The sequence below is a fragment of the Pseudomonas sp. SZ40 genome (genome assembly GCF_052958135.1).
Genome location: NZ_JBQWIF010000020.1, coordinates 48,913 through 75,099, shown reverse-complemented (window position 1 = coordinate 75,099; position 26,187 = coordinate 48,913). Strand labels below are relative to the sequence as shown.

General features: G+C 62.5%; 25 protein-coding genes and 3 tRNA genes. 18 read left to right on the top strand and 10 right to left on the bottom strand.

The annotated features are described in order from the left end of the window. Positions 1–2 precede the first annotated feature (2 nt). From ACT9T4_RS16490 to ACT9T4_RS16465, 6 genes are all read left to right on the top strand, one after another. The gene (locus ACT9T4_RS16490; RefSeq protein ID WP_499117984.1) at positions 3–875 is read left to right on the top strand and encodes a prepilin peptidase; all 873 of its coding nucleotides are present in this window, start codon (positions 3–5) and stop codon (positions 873–875) included. Between the two features lie 381 nt (positions 876–1,256). After that, entirely contained in the window at positions 1,257–1,865 is a 609-nt protein-coding gene (gene coaE / locus ACT9T4_RS16485) for a dephospho-CoA kinase (protein WP_499117983.1), read from the top strand. Then, a complete protein-coding gene (yacG, locus tag ACT9T4_RS16480; protein WP_042554690.1) occupies positions 1,862–2,062 on the top strand; it encodes a DNA gyrase inhibitor YacG in 201 nt (66 codons plus the stop codon). Before coaE ends, yacG begins: the two co-directional genes overlap by 4 nt. A gap of 164 nt (positions 2,063–2,226) precedes the next feature. Beyond that, on the top strand, positions 2,227–2,721 hold the full coding sequence (locus tag ACT9T4_RS16475; protein WP_499117981.1) for an MOSC domain-containing protein: 495 nt from the start codon (positions 2,227–2,229) through the stop codon (positions 2,719–2,721). A gap of 85 nt (positions 2,722–2,806) precedes the next feature. Then, positions 2,807–2,905 carry a DUF3094 family protein gene (locus ACT9T4_RS16470; RefSeq protein ID WP_082045823.1) on the top strand — a complete coding sequence of 33 codons (99 nt, stop codon included), beginning with the start codon at positions 2,807–2,809 and terminating at the stop codon, positions 2,903–2,905. An 83-nt stretch (positions 2,906–2,988) separates the two neighbouring features. Next, positions 2,989–4,287: an NAD(P)/FAD-dependent oxidoreductase gene (locus ACT9T4_RS16465; RefSeq protein ID WP_499117979.1), complete on the top strand. Its 1,299-nt coding sequence runs from the start codon at positions 2,989–2,991 to the stop codon at positions 4,285–4,287. 182 nt (positions 4,288–4,469) lie between these two features. On the opposite strand, the gene ACT9T4_RS16460 is transcribed toward ACT9T4_RS16465, so the two are convergent. The 3 genes from ACT9T4_RS16460 to ACT9T4_RS16450 form a co-directional block, all read right to left on the bottom strand. Next, positions 4,470–4,545 (bottom strand) — tRNA-Lys (locus tag ACT9T4_RS16460). 5 nt (positions 4,546–4,550) lie between these two features. Next, positions 4,551–4,627 (bottom strand) — tRNA-Pro (locus ACT9T4_RS16455). A 9-nt stretch (positions 4,628–4,636) separates the two neighbouring features. Further along, positions 4,637–4,712, bottom strand: a tRNA-Asn gene (locus ACT9T4_RS16450). Between the two features lie 209 nt (positions 4,713–4,921). Here ACT9T4_RS16450 and ACT9T4_RS16445 point away from each other — a divergent pair. From ACT9T4_RS16445 to ACT9T4_RS16420, 6 genes are all read left to right on the top strand, one after another. Then, on the top strand, positions 4,922–7,216 hold the full coding sequence (locus ACT9T4_RS16445; protein WP_499117977.1) for a DUF1631 domain-containing protein: 2,295 nt from the start codon (positions 4,922–4,924) through the stop codon (positions 7,214–7,216). A gap of 9 nt (positions 7,217–7,225) precedes the next feature. Further along, positions 7,226–7,570 carry a PilZ domain-containing protein gene (locus tag ACT9T4_RS16440; protein ID WP_042554686.1) on the top strand — a complete coding sequence of 115 codons (345 nt, stop codon included), beginning with the start codon at positions 7,226–7,228 and terminating at the stop codon, positions 7,568–7,570. Between the two features lie 150 nt (positions 7,571–7,720). Then, positions 7,721–8,572 (top strand): formate dehydrogenase accessory sulfurtransferase FdhD, encoded by an 852-nt coding sequence (gene fdhD, locus ACT9T4_RS16435; protein WP_499117976.1) that lies wholly within the window; start codon positions 7,721–7,723, stop codon positions 8,570–8,572. After that, positions 8,569–10,890, top strand: a complete 2,322-nt coding sequence (locus tag ACT9T4_RS16430) for an FdhF/YdeP family oxidoreductase (protein ID WP_042554684.1) — start codon at positions 8,569–8,571, stop codon at positions 10,888–10,890. Before fdhD ends, ACT9T4_RS16430 begins: the two co-directional genes overlap by 4 nt. Before the next feature lie 311 nt (positions 10,891–11,201). Further along, the gene (locus ACT9T4_RS16425; RefSeq protein ID WP_499117974.1) at positions 11,202–11,921 is read left to right on the top strand and encodes a TorF family putative porin; all 720 of its coding nucleotides are present in this window, start codon (positions 11,202–11,204) and stop codon (positions 11,919–11,921) included. A 205-nt stretch (positions 11,922–12,126) separates the two neighbouring features. Continuing rightward, positions 12,127–12,561 carry a glycine zipper domain-containing protein gene (locus ACT9T4_RS16420; RefSeq protein ID WP_042554682.1) on the top strand — a complete coding sequence of 145 codons (435 nt, stop codon included), beginning with the start codon at positions 12,127–12,129 and terminating at the stop codon, positions 12,559–12,561. Between the two features lie 40 nt (positions 12,562–12,601). Here ACT9T4_RS16420 and ACT9T4_RS16415 read toward each other — a convergent pair whose 3' ends face one another. Together ACT9T4_RS16415 and ACT9T4_RS16410 are read right to left on the bottom strand one after the other, a co-directional pair. Beyond that, complete coding sequence (locus ACT9T4_RS16415; RefSeq protein WP_179539840.1) at positions 12,602–13,036, bottom strand: acyl-CoA thioesterase; 435 nt, start codon at positions 13,034–13,036, stop codon at positions 12,602–12,604. Between the two features lie 81 nt (positions 13,037–13,117). Then, the gene (locus tag ACT9T4_RS16410) at positions 13,118–14,281 is read right to left on the bottom strand and encodes an iron-containing alcohol dehydrogenase (protein WP_499117972.1); all 1,164 of its coding nucleotides are present in this window, start codon (positions 14,279–14,281) and stop codon (positions 13,118–13,120) included. Positions 14,282–14,711: 430 nt separating this feature from the next. Between ACT9T4_RS16410 and ACT9T4_RS16405 the strand changes: the two genes are divergently transcribed. After that, positions 14,712–15,215, top strand: a complete 504-nt coding sequence (locus tag ACT9T4_RS16405; protein ID WP_499117969.1) for a hypothetical protein — start codon at positions 14,712–14,714, stop codon at positions 15,213–15,215. Between the two features lie 110 nt (positions 15,216–15,325). Here the strand turns inward: ACT9T4_RS16405 and ACT9T4_RS16400 are convergent, their stop codons facing one another. Continuing rightward, positions 15,326–15,748 (bottom strand): HPF/RaiA family ribosome-associated protein, encoded by a 423-nt coding sequence (locus ACT9T4_RS16400; RefSeq protein WP_042554679.1) that lies wholly within the window; start codon positions 15,746–15,748, stop codon positions 15,326–15,328. 116 nt (positions 15,749–15,864) lie between these two features. After that, positions 15,865–16,467 carry a nitroreductase family protein gene (locus ACT9T4_RS16395; RefSeq protein WP_042554678.1) on the bottom strand — a complete coding sequence of 201 codons (603 nt, stop codon included), beginning with the start codon at positions 16,465–16,467 and terminating at the stop codon, positions 15,865–15,867. Positions 16,468–16,732: 265 nt separating this feature from the next. On the opposite strand from ACT9T4_RS16395, the gene ACT9T4_RS16390 reads away from it, so the two are divergent. Genes ACT9T4_RS16390 through ACT9T4_RS16375 form a run of 4 tightly spaced genes read left to right on the top strand, consistent with a single transcriptional unit; the run spans position 16,733 to position 20,186 of the window. Beyond that, the gene (locus ACT9T4_RS16390; RefSeq protein ID WP_042554677.1) at positions 16,733–17,863 is read left to right on the top strand and encodes an MlaE family ABC transporter permease; all 1,131 of its coding nucleotides are present in this window, start codon (positions 16,733–16,735) and stop codon (positions 17,861–17,863) included. Continuing rightward, entirely contained in the window at positions 17,860–18,642 is a 783-nt protein-coding gene (locus ACT9T4_RS16385) for an ABC transporter ATP-binding protein (protein WP_042554676.1), read from the top strand. The genes ACT9T4_RS16390 and ACT9T4_RS16385 overlap by 4 nt, the downstream gene beginning before the upstream one ends. Further along, entirely contained in the window at positions 18,643–19,560 is a 918-nt protein-coding gene (locus tag ACT9T4_RS16380; RefSeq protein ID WP_042554675.1) for an MlaD family protein, read from the top strand. Further along, positions 19,557–20,186 (top strand): ABC-type transport auxiliary lipoprotein family protein, encoded by a 630-nt coding sequence (locus ACT9T4_RS16375; RefSeq protein WP_042554674.1) that lies wholly within the window; start codon positions 19,557–19,559, stop codon positions 20,184–20,186. Before ACT9T4_RS16380 ends, ACT9T4_RS16375 begins: the two co-directional genes overlap by 4 nt. A gap of 212 nt (positions 20,187–20,398) precedes the next feature. Here ACT9T4_RS16375 and clpB read toward each other — a convergent pair whose 3' ends face one another. The 3 genes from clpB to rluD form a co-directional block, all read right to left on the bottom strand. Then, positions 20,399–22,963 carry an ATP-dependent chaperone ClpB gene (clpB, locus tag ACT9T4_RS16370; RefSeq protein WP_042553346.1) on the bottom strand — a complete coding sequence of 855 codons (2,565 nt, stop codon included), beginning with the start codon at positions 22,961–22,963 and terminating at the stop codon, positions 20,399–20,401. Positions 22,964–23,287: 324 nt separating this feature from the next. After that, positions 23,288–24,028 (bottom strand): peptidoglycan editing factor PgeF, encoded by a 741-nt coding sequence (gene pgeF / locus ACT9T4_RS16365; protein ID WP_179539835.1) that lies wholly within the window; start codon positions 24,026–24,028, stop codon positions 23,288–23,290. Further along, complete coding sequence (gene rluD / locus ACT9T4_RS16360) at positions 24,025–24,999, bottom strand: 23S rRNA pseudouridine(1911/1915/1917) synthase RluD (protein WP_499117964.1); 975 nt, start codon at positions 24,997–24,999, stop codon at positions 24,025–24,027. The genes pgeF and rluD overlap by 4 nt, the downstream gene beginning before the upstream one ends. 147 nt (positions 25,000–25,146) lie before the next feature. Between rluD and ACT9T4_RS16355 the strand changes: the two genes are divergently transcribed. After that, on the top strand, positions 25,147–26,148 hold the full coding sequence (locus tag ACT9T4_RS16355) for an outer membrane protein assembly factor BamD (protein ID WP_042553343.1): 1,002 nt from the start codon (positions 25,147–25,149) through the stop codon (positions 26,146–26,148). Positions 26,149–26,187: the final 39 nt, after the last annotated feature.

Sequence of the window (26,187 nt, the reverse complement as noted above, 5' to 3'; positions counted from 1 at the left end):
AAATGACAGTCATCGACTTCCTGGCCGGCAATACGCCGGCCTTCGTTTTCTGCGCGCTCGTTGTCGGTTTGCTGGTCGGCAGCTTCCTCAACGTCGTGATTCACCGCCTGCCCAAGATGATGTTTCGCGACTGGCGCATTCAGGCGCGTGAGGTGCTGGAGCTACCGGCAGAGCCCGAGGGTGAGACTTACAATCTGGTACTTCCCCACTCCAGTTGCCCGCACTGCAAGCATGAAATCCGCCCGTGGGAGAACATCCCGGTTGTCAGCTACCTTTTTCTGCGTGGCAAGTGCTCTGGCTGCAAGGCGAAGATAAGCCTGCGCTATCCGCTGGTCGAGCTAAGCTGCGGGCTGTTGTCGGCGTATGTCGCCTGGCATTTCGGCTTCGGTTGGCAGGCGTCTGGCATGCTGGTGCTGGCCTGGGGGCTGCTGGCGATGAGCCTGATCGATGCTGATCACCAGCTATTGCCGGATTCGCTGGTGCTGCCGCTGTTGTGGTTGGGCCTGATCGCTAACCACTTCGGCTTGTTCACCAGCCTCGAAGAAGCCCTGTGGGGTGCGGTCGCCGGTTACCTGAGCCTCTGGTCGGTGTTCTGGCTGTTCAAGCTGGTCACCGGCAAGGAAGGCATGGGTTATGGCGACTTCAAGCTGCTGGCGATGCTCGGCGCCTGGGGCGGCTGGCAGATTCTGCCGCTGACCATCCTGCTGTCCTCGGTGGTCGGTGCGGTGCTCGGTGTGATCATGCTGCGAATGCGTGATGCCAATACCAGCACGCCGATTCCATTCGGGCCCTATCTGGCCATTGCAGGCTTTATCGCGCTGCTGTGGGGCAAGCAGATCACCGACGGTTATTTGCAGTTTGCAGGCTTCAACTAACGCCCGGGCATTGCTTCGAGCAAACCAGGCTGCGGGCCGCTGCGGTGAATGGCCTGGCCATCGCCGATAGCGCGGTGAACCTTCATACGCTTCGCGCCGAGGGCGGCGCTCCTACACTTCTGGTGGCGTGTTGCGATTCTGTGGGAGCCGCGCCCCCGCGGCGAATAGGACGGGCAAAATCGATGGTGCGGACAGCGATGCAATCGCCTCGCTTCGCAGCGAATGCCGTCTCGGATAGCGCGCCAAGCCTTCAATCGTTTCGCGCCAAGGGCAGCGCTCCTGCAATCGGGGCGCTTGCCAACACGCAGAGCTGATTCGCCACACACAGGGTCGCTCCTTTACAATTCGCCCCTGATTTCGAATGAGGGGCGCGCGCGCACCATGAAACCCTGGACGCTCGGCCTTACTGGCGGCATTGGCAGTGGCAAGAGCGCGGTTGCCGAGCATTTCGTCGCACTGGGCGTGGACCTGATCGATGCCGACCAGGCCGCACGCTGGGTGGTGGAGCCTGGCCGCCCCGCCCTGGCCGCCATTGCAGAGCACTTTGGTGCACAGGTTCTGCAGGCCGATGGCCAGTTGAACCGTTCGGCCCTGCGCGCACGGATCTTCGCGGATCCCGCGCAGCGCCGCTGGCTGGAGAGTCTGCTGCACCCGCTGATCGCTGAGGAGGTTGCGCAGTTCCTGGCCAATGCGAAATCGCCCTATGCGATCCTGGTGTCGCCACTGCTGATCGAATCCGGGCAGTACAAACTGACGCAACGCGTGCTGGTGATCGACGTCCCCGAGCAGCTGCAGATCGAGCGCACCATGCGCCGCGATCGGCTGTCAGCTGAACAGGTGCAGGCGATTCTGACCGTTCAGGCGACCCGAGAAGAGCGCTTGCGCCATGCCGATGACGTGCTGACCAATGATCGCGACCTGGCCTGGGCGCGAAGCGAAGTCGAGCGCCTGCATGCCTTTTACCTGACCTTGAATGGAGGCCAACCATGAGCACACCTACCCTCGTCGCCTGCCCGACCTGCGCCGCCCCCGTTGAATGGGGCCCGCAGAGCCCGAGCCGGCCGTTCTGCTCCGAGCGCTGCAAGCTGATCGATCTCGGCGCCTGGGCCTCGGAAGAGCACGCGATTCCCGGCAACGAACTGGAAGATGACCTTTTCTCCGAAGATCTGCCGCCTAGCCGGCACTGACAGGCTGCCGATTGCTTCGGACCACTTGCAAGCGCCTGCCAGATGAAGGGCGGTCCGACTTCCAGACCGGCGATTTTCGTCAGCGTGATCGATGATCGTTGCAGCGACCAGAGAGGCCCGCCCATCGGTTGAGGAATCCGCCAGTGAAACCACACGGGAACACCATGAGCCCTCTGCAAACCCTCCTCGCCACGGTGCCGCAGCAAGGGCAGGTGCGCTGGATCGGCGTGCGTCCGCAGTCACGTGGCGAGATGCTCGCTCTGGACGCAGTGGAAGCGCGCCGTGAAGCCGGCCTCACCGGAGATCATGCGCGCCCGGGGCCACGTAACGCGCGGCAGGTCACGCTGATCCAGTGGGAGCACCTGGCCGTGGTCAGCGCCCTGCTGGGGCGCGATCCCGAACGCGCGATAAGACCGGAAGATCTGCGGCGCAATATCGCCATCAGCGGCATCAACCTGTTCAGCCTCAAGGGTCGCCGCTTTCGGATCGGCCAGGCCATTCTGGAAACCACTGGCTGGTGCCAACCCTGCGCACGCCTCGAGGAGCGCCTGGGCCTGGGAACGTTTCAGGCAGTGCGCGGCCACGGCGGCATAACCGCACGAGTGCTGCAGGGCGGCGTCATCCGCCTGAGCGACTCGCTTGAGGTCGAGCCTCTGTAGCGACTCGAGTAGCGCCAGAGCACTCCATGTCGCGCTCCGTGCACAGTGGCACCCTGCTAGACTGAGCGCATTGTGGGAGCGGTGAATGCCCTGCCGATTGAACCTTGGTGATCAACGTCGAGTCGATGAATACCTGAGCGCCCCTCGGCATCGCTGCGCACGTCGGCTTGACCTGCCCTGCTGAGCCGCCCTCCCGAGTCGCCTGGTGCTATGAGCCTTCGCTCGCCCGGACTCGACACCGATTTTTTAGCCTTGTGAGAAGTATCGATGACCCATCGAATCGTAATTGTCGGCGGTGGTGCCGGCGGCCTGGAACTCGCCACCCGCCTGGGGAGAACCCTCGGCAAACGTGGCAAAGCGCATATCACGCTGGCCGACGCCAACCTGACCCACATCTGGAAACCGCTGCTGCATGAAGTGGCTGCTGGCTCGCTGAACTCCACGGAGAACGAGCTCAACTACGTTGCCCAGGCCAAATGGAACCAGTTCGAATTCCAGCTTGGCCGCATGAGCGGCCTGGATCGCGAACGCAAGACCATCCAGCTTGCGGCGACTCTGGATGAAGACAACCGCGAACTGGTGCCCGCACGCGAACTCGCCTACGACTCGCTGGTGATCGCGGTAGGCAGCACGACCAATGACTTCGGCACGGAGGGAGCGGCCAACCACTGCATCTTCCTGGATACCCGTGAACAGGCCGAGCGCTTCCACCGCAAGATGCTCAGCCATTATCTGCGCGCCCATGCAGGCAATGGCGACAACGACCAGATCAGCGTTGCCATCGTCGGCGCCGGTGCCACTGGCGTGGAGCTGGCTGCGGAGCTGCACCACGCCGCCCACGAGCTGGCGGCCTACGGCCTGGATCGTATCCGCCCCGAAAACATGCGCATCACCCTGATCGAGGCAGGCCCACGCGTGCTGCCAGCGCTGCCGGAGCGCATCAGCGCACCCGTGCACCGTACCCTGCAGAAGCTCGGCGTGAACGTGATGACCAATGCCGCGGTGAAGGAGGTCACGGCTGACGGCCTGCTGACCGCCAACGGCGAACAGATTCCGGCCAGCCTCAAGGTGTGGGCAGCGGGCATCCGTGCGCCAGCGTTTCTCAAGGATCTGGATGGCCTGGAGAGCAATCGCATCAATCAACTGGTCGTCACATCGACCCTGCAGACCACGCGCGACGAGAACATCTTCGCCTTCGGCGACTGCGCAGCCTGCCCGATGGGCGATGGCAGCGAACGCAATGTACCGCCTCGCGCGCAGGCCGCTCACCAGCAAGCCTCGTTGCTGGTCAAATCGCTTGCGCTGCGCCTTCAGAATCAGCCGCTGCCGACATACGCCTACAAGGATTACGGCTCGCTGATCTCGCTGTCGAGCTTTAGCGCCGTCGGCAATCTGATGGGTAACCTGATGGGCAGCGTGAAGCTGGAGGGGTGGCTTGCGCGGATGTTCTACGTGTCGCTGTATCGCATGCACCAGATGGCGCTTTATGGCCCATTCCGCACGTTGCTGCTGATGCTCAGCGACCGTATCGGCCGCAGCACCGATCCGCGACTCAAGCTGCACTGATTCCAAGGACAGCCTGTCGTAAGGTGGACGGCGCTTGACCCGTCCACCACTCTGCAAGCGCAATGGTGGATGGAAAAAGCGTCAGCTACGCCCCCATCCACCATACGGGGAGCAGGACGCTGCCGCCAGAAAGCAAAAAACCCGCTCTAGGCGGGTTTTTTACTCTCAAGCAGTGCTTGAAATGGTGGGTCGTGTAGGATTCGAACCTACGACCAATTGGTTAAAAGCCAACTGCTCTACCAACTGAGCTAACGACCCAAAAATGGTCGGGGTGAGGGGATTCGAACTCCTGACATCCTGCTCCCAAAGCAGGCGCGCTACCGGACTGCGCTACACCCCGAAGAAAGATTGGCTCCGCGACCTGGACTCGAACCAGGGACCCAATGATTAACAGTCATTTGCTCTACCGACTGAGCTATCGCGGAACTATGCTTCTTTCAGTCTCTGTTACTAGCTTTTGGCTTTCGCCATTTGCCGCTGCAGAGGCGCGCCATTTTACGGTTCCGCGAACACATGTCAACCCCCTAAATTGCTTTTATGACAATGCTTTGCGAAAGAATGGCCAATTGCTATACCTTCACCGCATACCTGCACTGTTCGAAGCACCACGGTGAGGTTTCAATCAGGATTACAGATGACCACTCAGGGCACGCCGCGGACACCACCAAACGGCTCGCGCACACTGGCAAGCCGAGGCATCCAACCCCGCTTCAGTGAGCTGGGGCAGAGCTGCCGCAAGATGGTGCTCAATCATCTGGCGGATAATCTGCAGCGCACCTTCGCCCAGGTCGATGACACCCTTTTCCAGTGCGCGGAGAAAGCCGAGAACAATCAGGTGCAGGCATTGTTCTTCGACAACATGCGCAGCATCCGCAAATTGCGCCCGCAGATCGAACGCCACTATCACCTCAGCATCTCTCAGGGCATTGCCGACTTTCTCGACGGCAAGCGGGTAGCAACCACGACATCGCCCACTGATATGCATGCCGAGGACATGGCCCTGGTACAGACCGAGGATTACGAAGAGATCCTTCAGGTGACCAATATGGCCAGCCGCGTTCAGGCCCGCTGCGCCCAGGCATTGTTCGCGCTGGAGCAGCGCCTGGCCCTGCTCAATAACGGCCAGCCGCTGCCGGAAGGCAGCAACCCGATCGCGCCGAAAACCATCGCCCAGGCTTTTCTAGGCGCACTGGCTCCCTGTGGGCTGACGCTACAGATAAAGCTGGTGCTGTATGGCCTGTTCGATAAACAGCTCATGCACGAACTGGACAAGCTGTATGACGCGCTCAATCAGCGCCTCATAGATGCCGGCGTGCTGCCCAACCTGAAATACACCGCCACACGCTCGGCGCAGACAGCTCGTGCGCCTGCGCAGCCCGAGGCGGCACGGCAGCAGACCCGCAGCAACGTGACCGATGAGCCCGCGCTGCCCGATCTGGATGCCGCGCCGCCTGCCGACCTGAATCAGCTGGTCGACGGTGTCAGCGCCCTGCTCGCCGAGTACCGCAAGCACCAGAGCGCACTCAGCCTGCTCAGCGGCACGCCCAGCATGGCCAGTTTCGCGCCAGAGGGGGCGAGGCGTACCTACGATGCGGGTGAGTTACTGGCGGCGCTCAATCGCATGCAGCAGACCTCCGCCAGCGAACTGGCCCTGCGCCTGGAACACCCCCTGCAGGTCGCCGGGCTGAAGGCTGACCTGCAACGACAACTGGCCAGCCACAGCGAGGATCCGCAGCAGCACCGCCTGGGCAATCGTGAAACCGATGTCATCGACCTGGTCGGCATGCTGTTCGATTTCATTCTCGATGACGACAATCTGCCTCAGCCCTACAAGGTCGCGCTCTCCCACCTGCATACGCCGTACTTGAAAGTGGCATTGCTGGACAAGGCACTGTTCACCCGCCAGCACCACCCGGCGCGCAAGCTGATCAACGCCATGGCCAAGGCTGGCGTGCTCTACGGCGCAGTGGATGAAACCCATGGCCTGCTGGCCAAGGTGCACTGGGTGGTGAAGCAGGTGATTCAGCACTTCACGGGCGACCTGCACCTGTTCGACGAGTTGTTCAGCGAGTTCAGCGAGTTCACGGGCACGCTCAAGCAACGCGTCGACCTGCAGGAACGCCGTGCCGTGGAAACCGCCAAGGGCCGCGACAAGCTACTTGGCGCACGACACACCGCCGCTCAGGTCATCGCGCAAAGCCTGGCCAAACGCTCGCCGCCGCCGATCATTCGCCACTTCCTCGAACGCACCTGGATCGACGTGCTGGTATTCATTCAACTGCGCCACGGCCCAACCAGCAGCGAGTGGCAGCGCGCCAGCGAAGCCGCCGAGCAACTGGCCTGGAGCGGTACGCCACTCGATGCGGCGCAACGGGACCACCTGCAGCGGGTACGCGTCGAGATGCTCGAAGCGCTACGCAAAGGCCTGATGCTGCTGGGCGGCTATCACGAAGACGATATCCGCCGCCTGTTGCAGGACCTGGTCGCCTGCCAGCACGCCGTGCAAGCGGGCCAACCGGGAATCGCCTCAGGGCTTGCGTTGCCGCCCAGCCCAAGTCAGTTAGGCGCGATGCTGGGAGACGATTCCGCGCTCCTCGACCCGACCCTGGCCAACGCACCACTGTCGAAGGGTGGCATGCGCCTGGTGGGTGATCTGGAAAAAATCGAGTTCGGCACCTGGTTCGAATTCATCGAAGGCGATAGACGGCAGACGCTGAAGCTGTCCTGGTACAGCCCCACGACCCACAACTACATGTTCGTCGACCTCAACGGACAGCGTGCCGCGGTCAAGTCGATCAGCCAGTTGGCCCTGGAAATGGAACAGGGTACGGCACGCCTCAGCAAACCGGACCGCGCGGCGCCCATGGTCGATCGTGCGTTGACCGCCGTTTATCGCGTTCTGCAGCAACTCACCGGCCGCAATCAATGAGGTTCGTGTATGGATGATCGTCGTCAGCATGCCCGTTACCAGGCCACGTCACTGCTTGAAGTTTTCGAACAGCACAGCGGTCGCTACCTCGGCCGTGTCGCCGATATTTCCAGCGATGGGCTCATGCTCTGCAGCCCAACGTCTCAGCCTGCCGATACCCTGGTGGAATGCCAACTGGTGTGCCAGACGCCGCTCAACGGCGTGGGCGAGCTGCACTTCATCGGCGACTGCCTGTGGAGCCGCGAGGGCGAGCCAGGCCAGCAATGCTGGGCGGGTTACCGCATCATCGATATCGATCAGCACAACACCGAGGCGCTGAACGCCGTCCTGCGGCACTTCCAGGCTCATACCTGATCTGCCGACCCGGGCCGGAAAGCCCGATTGCAGAGCCCGACCCGCCTGACCGATAGACAGCATCGATCAAGACATCGGCAACAGCGATTAGACGCATACTGGCCAAGGGCCTACGCTTCTCTGTGTCAATCCGCCGCAGGGGAGCTTGCCGTGCCCCGGTCAGCCGAGATATCCAGCACTTCCGACGTTACCGCACCAGCTGCCGCGCAGCCGGAGAGCTACGCCTACGCGGAGCTCGGCAACCCAGAGACCGGCGACTGCGCCGTCCTGGCTCAGGAGAGTGCGCTGGCCATCAGCTACAACGGCATCAGTTATGCCGTGATGATGGTGTCGCCCACAGCAGTGGAGGACTTCATCGCCGGTTTCAGCCTCAGCAGTGCAGTGGTCGACTCCATCGACGATATTTATGACATTCGTTTGCGTCATATCGGCGCGGCGATCAATGCCGAAGTCGAAATAAGCAGCCGCGCCTTCTGGGCAATGAAGCAACAGCGTCGGCAGCTGGCCGGAAGCAGTGGCTGCGGCCTGTGCGGCGTGGAAGCCCTCGACCAGGCCCTGCCGCAATTGACCACCCTGGCCAAGGCCGAGCTGCCCGACCCCGCTCACCTGGTCAACCTGCGCGAGCGGATCGCCGCCGTTCAGGACCTGGCCCGCCGCAGTGGTGCCCTGCATGCCGCCCTGTATGTCGATGGCAGTGGCGAGATACGCGCCTGCCGTGAAGACATCGGCCGGCACAACGCGCTGGACAAGCTGATCGGCGCCCTGCTGCGCGAACACCTCGATGTTCGCCAGGGCTTTGCGGTGGTAACCAGCCGTTGCAGCCTGGAATTGATTCACAAGGCGGTCAGAGCCGGCCTCGGCAATCTGGTCAGCCTTTCGGCACCGACCGCCCTCACCGTGCAGTGGGCGCGCCGGCACAACCTCAACCTGATCCATCTGCCCCACCACAGCGCGCCCCGGGTCTACAGCCCCGCGCCGCCTGCAAGAGAAGAACAGCCATGAGCCTGCAACCCGTTAACCCGCGTTACAAACCCTATAAAGGCGCTGCCGCCGGTTGGGGTGCGCTGATCAGCGTCACCCAGTTCTGGCTGGACAGCAAACAGCCGTTCAAGAACCTGCGTGCGCTGCTCAAGACCAACCAGAACGGCGGCTTCGACTGCCCGGGCTGTGCCTGGGGCGACTCCCCGGAAGACGGCCGCATCAAGTTCTGCGAGAACGGTGCCAAGGCAGTCAACTGGGAAGCCACCAAACGCCGCGTCGACGCGAAGTTCTTCGCCAAGTACAGCGTCAGCCAGTTGCGTGAACAGAGCGACTACTGGCTCGAGTATCAGGGCCGACTGACCGAGCCGATGCGTTACGACGCAAGCACCGATCGCTACGTGCCGACCTCCTGGGACGACGCTTTCAGCCTGATCGCCAAACACCTGAAGAACCTCGAAAGCCCGAACCAGGCCGAGTTCTACACCTCCGGCCGGGCCAGCAACGAAGCGGCGTTCCTGTATCAGTTGTTCGTTCGCGCGTTCGGCACCAACAACTTCCCCGACTGCTCGAACATGTGCCACGAAGCCAGCGGTGTCGCGCTGATCCAGAGCGTCGGCATTGGCAAGGGCAGCGTGACCTTCGCGGACTTCGAACACGCCGATGCCATCTTCGTGCTCGGCCAGAATCCGGGCACCAACCACCCGCGCATGCTCGAGCCGCTGCGTGAGGCGGTGAAACGTGGCGCCCAGGTGGTGGCCTTCAACCCGCTGAAAGAGCGTGGCCTGGAGCGTTTCCAGCACCCACAACATGCCCTGGAAATGCTTACCAACGGTTCCGAGCCGCTGAACACCGCATTCTTCCGCCCGGCTCTCGGCGGCGACATGGCGGCGCTGCGGGGTATCGCCAAATTCCTGCTGCAGTGGGAGCGCGAAGCGGTCGCCAAGGGTGACAAGCCGGTCTTCGACCACGCCTTCATCGCCGAACATACCGATGGCGTCGACGCCTACCTGGCGGTGCTTGATGAAACCTCCTGGGAATCGCTGGTCGAGCAGTCCGGCCTGACCCTGGAAGACATCGAGCAGGCCGCCCTGATGTACCGCCGTGCCGACAAGGTGATCATGTGCTGGGCGATGGGTATCACCCAGCACTTGCACTCGGTGGCGACCATCCAGGAAATCGTCAACCTGCAACTGCTGCGCGGCAACCTTGGCCGCCCTGGCGCGGGCCTGTGCCCGGTACGTGGCCACAGCAACGTGCAGGGTGACCGCACCATGGGCATCAATGATCGCCCACCGGTGCTGCTGCTCGACAACATCGAGAAGCGCTTCCAGTTCAAGGTGCCCCGCGAAAACGGCCACAATACCGTGGAAGCGATCAACGCCATGGTCGATGGCCAGGCCAAGGTGTTCATCGCCCTGGGTGGCAACTTCGCCCAGGCCACGCCTGACAGCCCACGCACGCATCAGGCACTGCAGAACTGCGAGCTGACCGTGCAGATCAGCACCAAGCTCAACCGCAGCCACCTGACCACCGGTACCGACGCACTGATCCTGCCGTGCCTCGGCCGTACCGACATCGACGTTCAGGCCAACGGCCCGCAAGCGGTGACCGTGGAGGATTCGTTCAGCATGATCCACGCCTCCAACGGCCAGCTCGATCCGCTGTCGAAGGAAATGCGTTCCGAACCGGCCATCGTTGCCGGTATCGCCAAGGCCACCCTGGGCAATCACCCGGTGGACTGGGATGCGATGATCGCCGACTACAGCCGCATCCGTGAGCTGATTGCCGACACCATCCCCGGCTTCCAGGACTTCAACAACCGCGTACAGCACCCGGGCGGCTTCTACCTGGGTAACTCGGCTGGGGCCCGCCAGTGGAAAACCACCACCGGCAAGGCCAACTTCAAGGCCAACGCCCTGCTCGCCGATCTGCTGCCAGCACAGGTCCGCAACAGCGGCCAGACGCCGGATCTGATCCTGCAGACCATGCGCTCTCACGATCAGTACAACACCACCATCTATGGCCTCGACGACCGCTACCGCGGCGTCCGTGGTCAGCGTGACGTGCTGTTCGTCAACGAGGCCGACCTGACGCGACTGGGCTACAAGCACGGCCAGAAAGTCGACATCACGTCGCTATGGGACGATGGCATCGAGCGCAAGGTCGTCGGCTTCACGCTGCTGGCATTCGACATCCCGGCAGGCCAGGCGGCCGCCTACTACCCGGAAGCCAACCCGTTGGTGCCGCTGGAAAGCGTCGGCCTGGGCAGCCACACGCCGACCTCCAAGTTCGTCGCCATTCGCCTGCACGCGGCGCAGGAAACCGCGCGTATTCTGTAAGCCTTGGCACCGCCCTCCCGCTCCGGCGCATGGCTGGAGCGGGAGGGTGACTGGCTGCGTACGGCATGCCCGATGCATGCAGCTCGTCGGAAACCGTGGCACTTATCGCCAAAAATAAGCTCTGATGTCCCTTTGCCGTTACCGCCCTCGGTTAACGTGCCCGCTTGAGCGCTCGACCGAAGCGCGTAGTTTCCAACCCAAGCCACGATGTGGCCCTTCGGGTTTCTGCCAGACGAGCGACAACCGTGCGAATGACCACCAGGCCGACTGCTTGGCACTTGGGTCATTGGCCTGCAACGGGAGGGAATACCATGCGGTTTTCATCTGCCGTCCTGCTTGGGGCGGCTCTGCTGAGCATCCACGCCCAGGCGGCGATCATGGAGCGCGAGCTGGGTGACTACGAGCTCAACCTGGGGACTACGCCGAGCCGCAGCATGGCGCAGGGGCTGGTCAAACCAGAGAGCGGCGGCGCCTTTCACGGTGGCCTCGACTTGAGCCATCCAAGCGGCTGGTATCTGGGACAGTGGTCGCCCAATCTGGGTATCAGTCCAGGCAGTCGCATGGAGCTCAACAGCTATGTCGGCTATCGCCAGCAATTCGTCGACTCGCTTGGCTATGAAGTCGGCACCATTCGTTACAGCCATCCGGGTTACACCTACCTCGACAGTCAGGACGTCTACGCGGGCCTGACCTATGACACACGACGCTTCGGCTTCTCCTTCAGCAATGACCCCAGCCGCCTCAACAGTACGGTTCTGGCCGACCTGGGCCGCATCCACTTGCTGGGCATGGCCGTCGTGGTGCGCTACGGCAATCACTTGCTCGACAACCCCAAGACGGTTTCCGGCGGCGGCCAGGTGAGTTCGTTCAACGACTGGTCCCTGAGCCTGTCTCGGCCCTGGAAAGGCATCGACTTCGATTTTTCCTATTCGGACTCCAGCCTGAGCGGCGACGCCTGTTCGGCCTATTCGGGCCACAATACCGAGTGCGAGGGCTGGTTCCTGATCAAGGCCTCCCGTTCGCTGTTCTGAATACGGGCAAAGCCACGCGCCGCCTGGGCAAGCCCAACGTCGCACACATTTAGATACATTCATTCGTGTATCTTTAATCCCCCCTCTCGGGAATTTCCTTGCAGATCAGGCTCTAAGCTTGTGTCGCCGGTACAGCACCGCCGACCGCATGATCCATGGCCATGCCATGACTACGCCCGCAAGGGTATTTTTCGAGGGTTGCGCGATGCGTACATTCCTTACCGCATTGGCTTTCAGTGCACTGGTTTCTCCCCTGGCCAACGCCGATACCACCAAGACCGCCATTGGCAGCGGCGTCGGTGGCGCACTCGGCAATATCGTCGGTCAGCATCTGGGTGGCAGCACAGGCGCCGCGATCGGCGCTGGCCTGGGTGGCGCAGCAGGTGGCGCCATCAGCTCACGCAACAAAACGGAAGCCGCATTGGGCGGCGGCCTGGGTGCAGCAGGCGGGTCGGTACTGGGCAGCCAGTTCGGTGGCAGCACCGCATCGACCATTGGCGCAGGTCTGGGTGGCGCTGCCGGCGGCGCTCTGGCCAACGAGGTGGCCGACAGCAACCGTAACGAATCCCGCTACCGCGATAACGGCCATCGCCATGGCAAGAAGCACTACAAACGCCATCACAAACATCGCCATCGCTAATATCCATACAACCAAGGGCGCCGTCAGCGCCCTTGGTCGTTCAAGGGACTCGCAACGCGTCCATCGCCAGTCGTAGCGTTTGCGGAATGGCAACCGGTCGGTTGCTCGACCGGTCCACGAACACATGCACGAAGCGCCCAGCCGCACAGGCCTGCTGCTCTCCTTCCTTGAACACCGCCAGCTCGTACTGCACCGAGCTATTGCCCAGATTGCCGACACGCAAGCCGATTTCGATGCGCTCGGGAAAGGCAATCGAAGCGAAGTAGTCGCAACTGGAGCTGACCACGAAGCCGACGACCTCGCCACGGTGGATGTCCAGGCCGCCCACCTCGATGAGATAGGTATTCACCGCACTATCGAAATAGCTGTAGTAGGTGACGTTATTGACGTGCCCGTACAGGTCGTTGTCATGCCAGCGCGTAGTGATCGGCAGGAAATGACGGTAGTGCTCGCGCAGATGCTGCGGCTGCTGCATGGGGACGACACCTTGCGTGGAGGATAAGCCGGCATGGTGCCGGCCTCCGCCACCACTGACAACCCGCGAGCAGCCGTTCGATCAGTAGGCGACCTGATAGATCGCCAGCGCATGGGCCTGGGTCATCTCCCGAGGATTATTGGCCAGCAGACGCTCGTGCAGCATGGCATCGGTAGCCAGACGTGGCAGCAGCGCCTGGTCGACACCGATGTCACGCAGGCGCCCAGGCAGGCCGCTACGCTCGCTGAGGTCGGCCAGTTCGATGATGAACTGCTCGGTATGATCCGTGGCATCGCCCGCGCGCAAACGCTCGCCGAGCAACAGCGGCGCCAGCTCTTCATAAAGCGGTGCGGCGACGGCTGCATTGAAGCCCAATACATGCGGCAACAGCACCGCCGTACTCACCCCGTGAGGCACCTGACAATGCCCGCCGAGGGGATAGGCCAGGGCATGCACTGCCGCCAGAGGCGCGTTGGCATAGGCCTGACCGGCGAGACAGGCGCCAAGCAGCATGGCCTGACGTGCCTCGCGATTACTGCCGTTGTGCACCGCTTCGTCCAGATTGGCGCCGAGCAAGCGCAACGCCTCGCGAGCGAGCATGTCGGACAGCGGATTCTTGCGCCGCGCGCCGGTGTACGCCTCGACAGCGTGGCCCATGGCGAGCATGCCGCAGGCGGCGGTTACAGGCGCTGGCAATTGCAGGGTGAGATCAGCATCCAGCAGCGCCAGGTCCGGCAGCAAACGAGCCGACACCACCGCGATACGCGTCGCATGAGCCGTAGTGACCACCGCAATGGGCGTGACTTCGGAGCCACTGCCTGCAGTGGTCGGTACCTGAATCAACGGCAGGCGCTGCCCCATGGCCTTGTCGAGCCCATACAGATCATCAAGCGATTGCCTGCATTGCGGGTGGGCCAGCAAGGCAACCAGCTTGGCAACGTCCAGAGAGCTTCCGCCGCCGAATCCAATGATCAAGCTGGCCTGCACGTTCTTCGCGAAGTGTGCCGCGGCGTTTACCACGCTCTCGGGTGCTCCCGCCGTTACCCCATCGAATAGGTGCAGGGCGATATCACCGGCAGCAAAGGCAGCCCGTACTTCTTCGACAAAATCGAGCCGAGCGACACCGGCATCGGTGACCAACACCACCGAGCGCGCTCCCCATGCTCGGCACAAGGGCACGAGCCGCTGCACGGCTCCCGGTTCGCAGATGAGATGGGCGGCCGTAGCGAAACTGAATGGCTGCATGACGCTTTCCTCTTCCAGTGGAGCGCTTGGATGATTGCGCGGCAGGCCATGCTCTTTTTACGAATCGTACGACTCGCAGATCACCACGATCAGGCAACGGCCCCTGCTGTTCATAGTAGGCCGTGAAACGACATCTGCCCGGAAAAGCCGATAACTCCTGCCATTCGTCGCGTTCTTGGGGACATACAGCATGCTCCGCAACGCCCTTCCCCGCCGCCAGGCGCTTCGCTCGGGCATTTGGCCTCTGACCGCGCAGGCGAGCAACCATGCACCTTTGCGCGCAGATGACGCAGATCGACGCGACTGCCGGACATTCAGCCACCGAAAAAGTGCTAGTCCATCCGGTTCTTGGGTTTATGACACATCCGCCTAAGGGGTGCGTGATACCAGGCTTAGACTGAAAGCATCGAAGCGAAAGATGAGGTGACTCATGCCCCTTTCTATCGACGGCATGAATATCGGCCAGTACAGCTACCGCCCCGTTACGTCGTCGGGCAATGGCCTGCAGACCAACCAACTGGAGCGGGTGACGCCATCCGCTCAGCGTCTCAATGAAGCGCAGGAGCGCCTGCTCGAACGTCAGCGTCTGGAGCAGGATCGCCAGGAGCAGCTGCGTGAGGCACGTGAGCAGCGCATCGCCTTGCAGGAGGAGAGAGAAGAGCGAGCGCTGCAGTTGCGTCTCGAACGTGAAGATGCGGCGAACGCTTTCGATGAGCAATTGCGTGAGCAGCGCCTGGAGACCTTGCAGGAGCAGCGTCAGGACAACCTCAACCCGCTGTCGGCGGAGAACCTGGCAAGGCAGCGGGTACAGCTGGAAACCAATCCAGCGGCCACCAATGCCTACCAGGTCAGCCCGCGATTGGCCGAGCAAGCTATCTCGACGTATCGGCAGACCGAGTCACCGGACTTCATAGGACGCAGCCTGGTGGCCTGACAAACGAACCGGCCGCCATGGGACGTCGCGATAACGACGCCCCATGGCGGCCGGTTTCATGCACGAGTTGGGAACATGCGCTCACTCGAACGAGTAAGCGCATCGAGAAATCATTCCTTGCCGAGCGCCTCCTGACGTTCCAGAAACTCTTCTTGCAGCAGCGCATCTGAATTTTCCGGCTCGCTGACATCCAGTTCCTGCTCGAGATGTCCGGTACCGACCGCTTTGCTTTCCAGCTTGCCGACCAGATGCTCCAGCGCGTGGCGCATCTTCTCGGCAGCGCCCTCCACCGCCTGATCCAGTGACTCGGCTTTGTGAGTGACCGAAAGCGGCTGATGGCCCTTGGGCCTGGCTTCGATCTGGCAGCGCTTGTCATCGGCACCGCTCTTGCTGCCATTCTCGTCGCTGATGTGCACTTCGACACGCGACAGGAACTCCTCGTAACGCTCCAGACGATCCGCCACCGATGCGCCGACCCATTCCTGGAGTCGGGCACTGCCTTCGATATGGTTGCTGTTCACTTGAACTTGCATGGTATTCCTCGCTTTTGACGGGTCTACAAGCTTGGAGGCAACGGATCAGGACTAGGTTCCTGCTGATTACCCCCTCGGCCAAGATACGCAGCACGCGCCAAGAAAGCGAAGGATGATCAGAACCGGTCGCGGATCACCACCTCGTCGAATGGCAGCTTGCCGATCCTCGGCTTGGCATCGACAGCTTTCCTGCCCACCGCGACCATCAGGCCGATCACGTGATTTTCCGGCAGATTGATCAGCTTGGCCACGGCATCGAAATCGAAACCATCCATGGGACAGGAGTCCAGGCCCTTGCCACGAGCGGCCAGCATCAGGGTCTGCGCCATCAGGCCACAACTGCGCATGGTCTCGTCGCGCTGCACCTGAGGCTTGTCACGGTAGTAGGTGTCGATGGCACCCGCCATGTACTGTTGCACTTCAACCGGCGCCCCCTCCCACACTCGCCCGACATTCTGCTCCCAGCTATCGACCTGCGCACAGATCACCACGAGCATCGAGGCATCGGTCATCTGCGCCTGCCCCCAGCCAGCTTCGCGAATCTGCTGACGCAAGGCCGGATCACTGACCTCGACCAGCCGCACATGCTGCAGGTTGAACGCTGACGGCGCGAGCAGTGCCAATTGCAGCAACTCGTTCTTCTCTTCACTGCTGAGGGTGAACCCTGCGTCGTAACCCTTGATGGCGCGGCGGCTGCGAATGGCTTCGTCGATATGCATGGGAAACTCCTGAATCGCTGACGGAAAGAATCAATGCTAGGGTCTGTTGCCTGGCAAAACCATCGGGCTTTTGCGATTCGATTCATCGCCTGCAACGATTTATTCGAACCCCGTCCGCCCTGGTCAGTCGATTACCCATAGCCCGCACCAGCGCGGGTTTGCCACGCGCCTTGCGAATCGTGCATGCAAGCCAGGGTTTACAAGGGAACCTCGAGGCTCTATTACGGATGTCCCACACGAACGTTCGAGCGTTAAGCTGTCGACCATGACCAACCCGCCCTACATCTCCCTTGCCACTGCCGACGCCGCTGCGCTGAAGGTGGGTGGAGACTGGACGCTCGCACACTATGGTGCCCTGCTCCCTCAGGTGGATGCGATCAGGCGCGAGCGCACCGATGATCTGCATGCCGACATCAGCGAACTGGACGCGCTGGATACCGCTGGCGCCAGCCTGCTGGTCGAGTTGCTCGGTGCCGAACGGCTGATGGAGCTACTGCTCACGGCAACGCTCAGCGACGAACGCCGCGCCTTGCTGCAGACCGTCGCCGCCGCCATGCAGACGGATCAGCAGGCCGCCGAGCATCCCGCCCGCTCGACCTACCGGGAGTTCTTCGGCCATATCGGTGAAGTGGTGGAAGGGGTCTGGCACAAGGCGGTCGGCCTGCTGGGCTTCGTCGGCCTCACCCTCAGCAGCATGCTGCTGATTCTGTTCAACCCGCGCCGCTGGCGGCTGACGTCCCTGGCTTCACACCTGGAACAGATCGGCCTCAACGCGGTGCCCATCGTTGCCTTGCTGACCTTTCTGGTCGGCGCCGTGGTGGCCTTCCTCGGCGCGACCATCCTCGCCGACTTCGGGGCGACCATCTACACGGTCGACCTCGTGGCGTTCTCATTCCTGCGTGAATTCGGCGTACTGCTCACCGCCATTCTCATGGCCGGCCGCACTGCCAGTGCCTTCACCGCGCAGATCGGCTCGATGAAGGCCAACGAGGAAATCGACGCGATCCGCACTTTGGGTCTCAACCCGATGGAGCTGCTGGTGCTGCCGCGGGTGTTCGCCATGCTCATCGCCCTGCCGCTGCTGACGTTCGTCGCCATGGTATGTGGCATGGTTGGTGGCGCCATGGTGTGCATGCTGACGCTGGATATCTCGCCGCCGATGTTCCTCTACCTGCTGCAGGAGAACATCCCGATCAATCACTTCCTGGTGGGCATGCTCAAGGCACCTATCTTCGCTTTTCTGATTGCCGTGATCGGTTGCCTGGAGGGCTTCAAGGTCACCGGCAGCGCCCGCTCGGTGGGGGAACGCACCACCTCCAGCGTGGTGCAATCGATCTTCGTGGTGATCGTGGTGGACGCCGTGGCCGCCCTGTTTCTGATGGAGATGGGCTGGTGAGCGAGAGAGCGATCATCCAGGTACGCGACCTGACCAATCAGTTCGGCCCGCAGGTGGTTCACCAGCATCTGGATCTCGATCTGTACCGCGGCGAAGTGCTTGGCGTGGTGGGCGGTTCGGGTACCGGCAAGTCCGTGCTGCTGCGCACCATCGTCGGCCTGCGTCAGCCCAACGCGGGCACGGTGCGGGTATTCGGCGAAGACCTGCTGACGCTGTCGGCACAGCGTCGCTCCGAACTGGAGCGGCGCTTCGGCGTGCTCTATCAGCGTGGCGCGCTGTTTTCCTCGCTCACCGTCCTGGAGAACATCGCCCTGCCGCTGATCGAACATGCCGGGCTCACCCGTGCCAGTGCCGAGCGCCTGGCCGAATCCAAGGTGGCGCTGGTTGGCCTGCCCAGCCATGCGGGCGACAAATACCCGACCGAGTTGTCGGGCGGCATGATCAAGCGTGCAGCCCTGGCCCGCGCCCTGGCACTGGAGCCGGACATTCTGTTTCTCGATGAACCGACGGCGGGCCTCGACCCGATTGGCGCCGCGGCTTTCGACCAGTTGATACGCACCCTGCGTGATGCCCTGGGCCTCAGCGTTTTTCTGGTTACCCACGATCTGGATACGCTCTACACCCTCTGTGACCGGGTGGCGGTGCTGTCGCAGAAACGCGTGCTGGTGGCTGACAGACTGGAAGTGGTCGCCGCCACCGACGATGCCTGGATTCACGACTATTTTCACGGACCGCGCGGACGCGCCGCCGAGCAGGCCGCTGTGCCTAGGAGTGTTTGAATGGAACCGCGTGCCCACCACGTATTGATAGGCATGTTCACGGTGGCGATCGTCAGCGCCATCCTGCTGTTCGCCCTATGGCTGGGCAAGTCCAGCGCGGACAAGCAGTTCAATTACTACGAAGTGGTTTTCACCGAGGCGGTCAGCGGCCTGTCTCAGGGCAGCGCCGTGCAATACAGCGGCATTCGCGTAGGTGACGTCACCAGCCTGACCCTCGACCCGCAGGATCCGCGCAAGGTGCACGCGAACATCCGCATCACCAGTTCCACACCGATCAAGGAAGACACCCGCGCGCGCTTGACCATCACCAATATCACCGGTGGCGCGGTGATCCAGCTGCATGGTGGCTCACCCGAAAGCCCGCCGTTGAAAGCCGGCAATGGTGCAACGCCGGTGATCATCGCCGACCGCTCGCCGCTGTCACGGCTGATGGCCAATGGCGAAGACCTGATGGTCAGCGTCACTCGCCTGCTCGACCGCGCCAACGCCATGTTCTCCCGCGAGAATACCCAGAACATCGCCAAGACCCTGCGCAATCTCGAGCAGATCACCGCCAGCGTTTCCGAACAGCGTGACGAACTGCGCGAGGCACTGACTCAGATGAGCGCCGCCGGACGCGAAGCCGCAGCCCTGATGAACAACGCCAACCAGCTGTTCTCCGGCCCGGCGCAGAACACCCTGGACAGTGCCGAACGCCTGGTGACCTCGCTCGAGCGCACCAGCAACAACATCGAGCAGTTACTGCAGGATAACCGTGCCGCACTCGACGGCGGCATGCAGGGCATCGGTGAGCTGGGCCCGGCCATCAACGAACTGCGTGACACGCTCGGCTCTCTGCGCTCGTTCTCACGGCGCCTGGAAGAGGATCCCGCCGGCTACCTGCTGCGCAGCGACAGCATCAAGGAGTTCCAACCATGAAAGCACTCGCCACCGCTGGCGCTCTGTTGCTGACCGGTCTGCTCAGCGCCTGCTCGATTCTTCCCGCGGGCGAGACGCTGAGCGTTTACCTGCTGCCCAGCAATCTGCCCGTACGCGCCGCGGATGTGCCGCGAGAAAACTGGTCGCTACGGGTCAACCGACCGCAGAGCAGCCAGTTGCTCGACAGCCCACGAATTGCCGTGCTGCCGGACGGCGACCTGATCAGCGCCTACCAGGGGGCGCGCTGGAGCGATCGTGCTCCCGCCCTGTTTCGCGATCGGCTGATCGGTGCGTTTCTCGATGACGGTCGTATCGGTGCCGTCAGCAGCGACGACAGCCGCCTGCAGGCCGACCTTGAACTGAGTAGCGACCTGCGCGCCTTCCAGAGCGAGTACCGCAACGGTCGGCCGGAAGTGCACATCCTGCTCGACGCCCGCCTGGTGCAGGCAGGCAATCAGCGCATCCTCGCCAGCCGCCGCTTCGAAGTACGGCATATCGCCAACGACACCGCCGTGCCATCGGTGGTGAAGACATTCGGCGCCGCCAACGACCAGCTCTCGCAGCAGGTCATCGACTGGGTGGTGGAACAAGGGCGGCGCAATGCGCCAGGTAGCGGCAAGCCCTGAATGGAGCGGCTCTACTACCTTATGTGATCGTTCTATTGTGGGAACGGACCATGCCCGTGACTTTTTCGCGGGCATGGCCCGCTCCCACAGGGATCTGCACATTCCGCTACAGCTTTGTTAGCACCGACCTTCCCCTGGCCACAAGAGAGCCGAAATAGAACGGCCGGTGTGATCGCTCACACCGGCCGTTTTTATTTCCGCTAGCACGGGCCTCAGGTAAAGACGATTTCGTCACCCTCGACCTTGCCGATCACTGTGCTGCCGGGGTTGAACTTGCCAGCCAGGATCATCTGCGCCAGCGGGTTCTCGATCCAGCGCTGGATCGCCCGCTTCAATGGCCGTGCGCCGTACACCGGGTCGTAACCCACGGCAATCAGCTTGTCCATCGCCTCGTCGGACAATTCCAGGCTGAGCTCGCGCTCGGCCAGGCGCTGCAGCAGGCGCGACAGCTGGATACGGGCAATGCCGGCGATCTGCTCGCGGGCAAGTGGTTCGAACACCACCACCTCGTCGATACGGTTGACGAACTCCGGGCGGAAGTGATTGCCCACCGCGTCCATGACCGCCGCGCGCTGCGCCTCGCGATCACCGACCAGCTCCTGAATCTGCGCGGATCCCAGGTTGGAGGTCATCACGATCACGGTGTTCTTGAAGTCCACGGTACGGCCATGGCTATCGGTCAGGCGACCATCCTCGAGCACTTGCAGCAGCACGTTGAAGACGTCCGGGTGAGCCTTCTCGACCTCGTCGAGCAGCACCACCGAATAGGGTTTACGGCGTACTGCCTCGGTCAGGTAGCCGCCCTCCTCGTAACCGACATAGCCCGGTGGAGCGCCGATCAGACGAGCGACGGAATGCTTCTCCATGAACTCGGACATGTCGATGCGCACCAGAGCGTCTTCCGTATCGAAGAGGAACTCGGCCAGCGCCTTGCACAGTTCGGTCTTGCCGACACCGGTCGGGCCAAGGAACAGGAACGAGCCGCTGGGCCGGTTAGGGTCCGACAGGCCTGCCCGGGAACGACGCACGGCATTGGCGACGGCCACCACGGCCTCGTCCTGACCGATGACCCGCTGGTGCAGCAGCCCTTCCATCTTCAGCAGCTTGTCGCGCTCACCCTCGAGCATCTTAGACACCGGAATGCCGGTCCACTTGGAGACGACCTCGGCAATCTCTTCCTCGGTGACCTTGCTGCGCAGCAACTGGTTTTCGGTCTTGCCGTGCTGATCGACCATCTGCAGGCTGCGCTCCAGGTCGGGGATGATCCCGTACTGCAATTCGGCCATGCGGTTCAGGTCGCCCTTGCGGCGAGCCGCTTCGAGTTCGGTACGCGACTGTTCGATCTTCTGCTGGATCTGCGCCGAGCCCTGAACTTCGGCCTTTTCCGATTTCCAGATTTCATCGAGATCGGAGTACTCCTTCTCGAGCTTGGCGATGTCTTCCTGCAGTTTGACGAAGCGTTTCTTGGCCGCCTCGTCTTCTTCCTTCTTGAGCGCCTGGGCTTCCACCTTGAGCTGGATCAGACGACGGTCCAGTCGATCGAGCACCTCCGGCTTGGAGTCGATTTCCATGCGGATGCGGCTGGCGGCTTCGTCGATCAGGTCGATGGCCTTGTCCGGCAACTGGCGATCGGTGATGTAGCGATGGCTGAGCTTGGCCGCGGCGATGATCGCACCGTCGGTGATGGCCACCTTGTGGTGCACCTCGTAACGCTCCTTGAGGCCGCGCAGGATGGCAATGGTGTCTTCTTCGCTCGGTTCGTCGACCAGCACCTTCTGGAAGCGACGCTCCAGCGCGGCATCCTTCTCGATGAACTGGCGATACTCGTTCAGGGTGGTGGCGCCCACGCAGTGCAGTTCACCACGAGCCAGGGACGGCTTGAGCATGTTGCCGGCGTCCATGGCGCCCTCGGCCTTGCCGGCTCCGACCATGGTATGCAGTTCGTCGATGAACAGAATGATGCGGCCTTCCTGCTTGGACAGTTCGTTGAGTACGGCCTTGAGGCGCTCCTCGAACTCGCCGCGGAACTTGGCACCGGCGATCAGCGAGCCCATATCCAATGACAGCAGGCGTTTGTCCTTGAGGCCGTCCGGCACTTCACCATTGACGATCCGCTGGGCCAGCCCTTCGGCAATGGCGGTCTTGCCCACGCCGGGCTCGCCGATTAGCACCGGATTGTTCTTGGTGCGGCGCTGCAGGACCTGGATGGTCCGGCGGATTTCATCGTCACGGCCGATCACCGGATCGAGCTTGCCCTCTTCGGCACGCTTGGTGAGGTCGACGGTGTACTTGTCCAGCGCCTGACGGGATTCCTCGATGTTGGGGTCATTCACCGCATCGCCGCCGCGCAGGTTGTTCACGGCGTTTTCCAGAGCCTTGCGGCTCACGCCCTGGCCGAGCAGAAGCTTGCCCAGCTTGGTGTTCTCGTCCATGGCGGCAAGCAGCACCAGTTCGCTGGAGATGAACTGGTCACCCTTCTGCTGCGACAGGCGATCGGCCTGGTTGAGCAGACGCGCCAGATCCTGGGACAGGCTCACATCGCCAGTCGGGTTCTGGATCTTGCCGAGGTGATCGAGCTCTTTGCTCAGGGCCTGGCGCAGGCCATTCACATCGAAGCCCACCTGCATCAGCAGCGGGCGAATGGAGCCGCCCTGCTGGTCGAGCAGCGCCAGCATCAGGTGCAGCGGCTCGATGGCGGAATGGTCGTGGCCGACGGCCAGGGACTGGGCGTCGGAAAGGGCAAGTTGCAACTTGCTGGTCAAACGGTCGATTCGCATGGCGTCATCCTTCCTCTTGGAGGCAGGCCGGCGCGATGGATGCGCCTAAATGAAGAACCTGCCGAGATGGAGCATAGATGAGGCCGATTGCGCGGGTTTCAAGCGGAGACGGTTTTGATAGGTGTCAGTGCAGTGACCGGCAACGCAACCGTCGTAGCATTTTGGCCCTGGAGCGAAGGTTGGCGGACGTTAACGCCAACGCATCGCGCCGAGGGCGACGCTCCCACGCAATCGTGAGCTAACACCGATCCGTGGGAGCCGCGACCTCGCGGCGATTGAGTCTGATAACGCCATTATTGCGGCATAACGCTGCCGAAATTGCGCTCAGCGATCCGCCAACCAGATCAGCGAAGCGAACCGGCCGGTCTGCGCGGCACTGCGGTAGGAGTAGAAGCGCGGGTCATTGACGGTGCAGAACCCGCCGCCATACACGGCGTTGATACCCCGGGCAGCGAGACGGATGCGCGCCAACTGATAGATGTCCGCCATGAAGCGGCCAGCATTGGCGCTGGGCACGAAGGCGCTGGCGGCCTGGGCATGCACACTGACGAACGCCTCACGTACCTCGGGCCCGACCTCGAAAGCCTGGGGACCGATGGCCGGGCCGAGCCATACCAGGGTGTCGTCAGGCTCGATGGCCAGCGCATCCAGAGTGGCCTCCAGCACACCGTTCGCCAAGCCACGCCAACCCGCATGGGCGGCGGCGACGCGGGTGCCGGCGCGGTCACAAAACAGCGCGGGCAGGCAATCGGCGGTCATCACCGTACAGGCAACGCCCGGCGTCGATGTCCAACTGGCATCGGCTTGCGCGACCGTTTCCGGGTCAGCCTGGGCGACGGCAATACCATGCACCTGCTGCAGCCAGGCCGGACGGCAACCCAGCTGACTCAGCAGACGCTGACGATTCTTGGCCACGGCTACCGGGTCATCCTCGACATGCTCGGCGAGGTTGAAGCTGTCGTAAGGTGCCGTGCTCACACCGCCAGCGCGGGTGGTCACGCAGGCCCGCACCCAACCTGGCGCGGGCCAATTGGGCGTCAACCAGTCATGGGCCTTGCCACTCATCCGATGAAAGCCTCGCGATCCTGACGCAGCAGCGTCAGCAACCAGACGAAGTCATCGGGCAGCGGTGACTGCCATTTCATCCGCTCACCGGTGATCGGATGATCCAGCTCGAGGAACCGAGCATGCAGGGCCTGACGCGGAAACTCCTTGAGGCTCTGCACCATGGTCTGGCTGGCGGCCGGGGGAATACGGAAGCGCCCGGCATACACCGGGTCACCCACCAGCGGATAGCCGATGTGGCTCATGTGCACGCGAATCTGGTGCGTGCGCCCGGTTTCCAGTTTGACCCGGCTGTGGGTATGCGAACGGAAACGCTCGAGTACGCGGTAATGACTGACCGCGGGCTTGCCGCCGTCGGTCACGGCCATGCGCTGGCGCTGCGAGGAGCTACGCCCGATGGGAGCGTTGATCTTGCCGCCGGCGGTGATCACGCCGATCACGATGCATTCATAGATACGGCTGACCGTACGCTTCTGCAACTGATCGACCAGGCGGGTCTGCGCCTCGATAGTCTTGGCCACCACCATCAGACCGGTGGTGTCCTTGTCGAGACGATGGACGATGCCCGCCCGCGGCACGTTGACGATATCCGGCACGTGATGCAGCAGCGCATTGAGCAGGGTGCCGTCGGCGTGCCCGGCAGCCGGATGCACGACCAGGCCAGCCGGCTTGTCGATCACCAGAATCTGCTCGTCTTCGTAGACGATGTTGAGCTCGATGTCCTGGGCGATCCATTCACCCTGGGCTTCCTGCTCGGCGGAGAGGACCAGCACGGAGCCGCCGTGAACGATGTCACGGGGGCGCAGCACCTGACCGTCGACGGTCAGATTGCCCTCCTTGATCCAGCCGGACAGGCGCGAGCGCGAGTGCTCGGCGAACAGCTGGGCGGCGACTTGGTCGAGGCGTTGACCGCCCAGATCGTAGGGCACCTCGGCGGATAACTGAATGGCCTGCTTATTAATAGATGACATGCTCGGCAACGGCGGGGGCATAGCCTTTGGTTTCAGCTACACGCTTGTGGTTAAATACGGCGTCTTTGCCCCAGGGGTACCGGGGGCGCTCATCATAACAGGACGGCCCTGCCCAAGACAGCCGCCGTCCCAGGGACGCAAGCCGCCATGCAAGTGAAACACCTGCTGCTGATCGCCATCCTCGCACTCACCGCCGCCTGTTCGTCCAAGGAAGTCCTGGATGAAAACCTCAGCGAGGCAGAACTCTACCAGCAGGCTCAGCAAGATCTGGACAACGGTAGCTATACCAGCGCCGTTACCAAGCTCAAGGCTTTGGAGTCGCGCTACCCGTTCGGCCGCTACGCCGAGCAGTCGCAGCTCGAGCTGATCTACGCCAACTACAAGAACGCCGAGCCGGAAGCCGCGCGCTCCTCCGCCGAGCGTTTCATCCGTCTGCATCCGCAGCACCCGAACGTCGACTACGCCTACTACCTGAAAGGCCTGGCCTCGTTCGACCAGGACCGTGGCCTGCTGGCGCGCTTCCTGCCGCTGGACATGACCAAGCGTGACCCGGGCGCTGCCCGCGACTCGTACAACGAGTTCGCCCAGCTGACCAGCCGCTACCCGAACAGCCGCTACGCGCCGGACGCCAAGCAGCGCATGATCTACCTGCGCAACCTGCTGGCGTCCTACGAAATTCACGTCGCCCACTACTACCTGACTCGTCAGGCCTACGTCGCCGCAGCCAATCGTGGCCGCTACGTGGTGGAAAACTTCCAGGAAACGCCGTCCGTCGGCGACGGCCTGGCCGTGATGGTCGAGGCGTATCAGCGCCTGACCCTGGACGACCTGGCCGCGACCAGCCTGGAAACCCTGAAACTCAACTACCCGGATCACCCGAGCCTGGTCAACGGCGAGTTCGTGCCCCGCGAAGAGGAAGCCGACAGCCGCTCCTGGCTGGCCAAGGCCACACTGGGCCTGATCGAGAGCGATGTACCGCCTCCGCCTAGCCAGACCCAGGCTAGCCAGGATGTGATTCGTCAGTACGAAGAAGCCTCGGATCAGATCCCGGCCGAACTCAAGCCGGAAAACCAGACCGAGCAAAGCGATGAGCCGCAAGGCAGCAAACGCTCCTGGTTCAGCTACGCAACGTTCGGTCTGTTCGACTGATCAGCACCGCAACACACGAAATGCCAGTCGATCGACTGG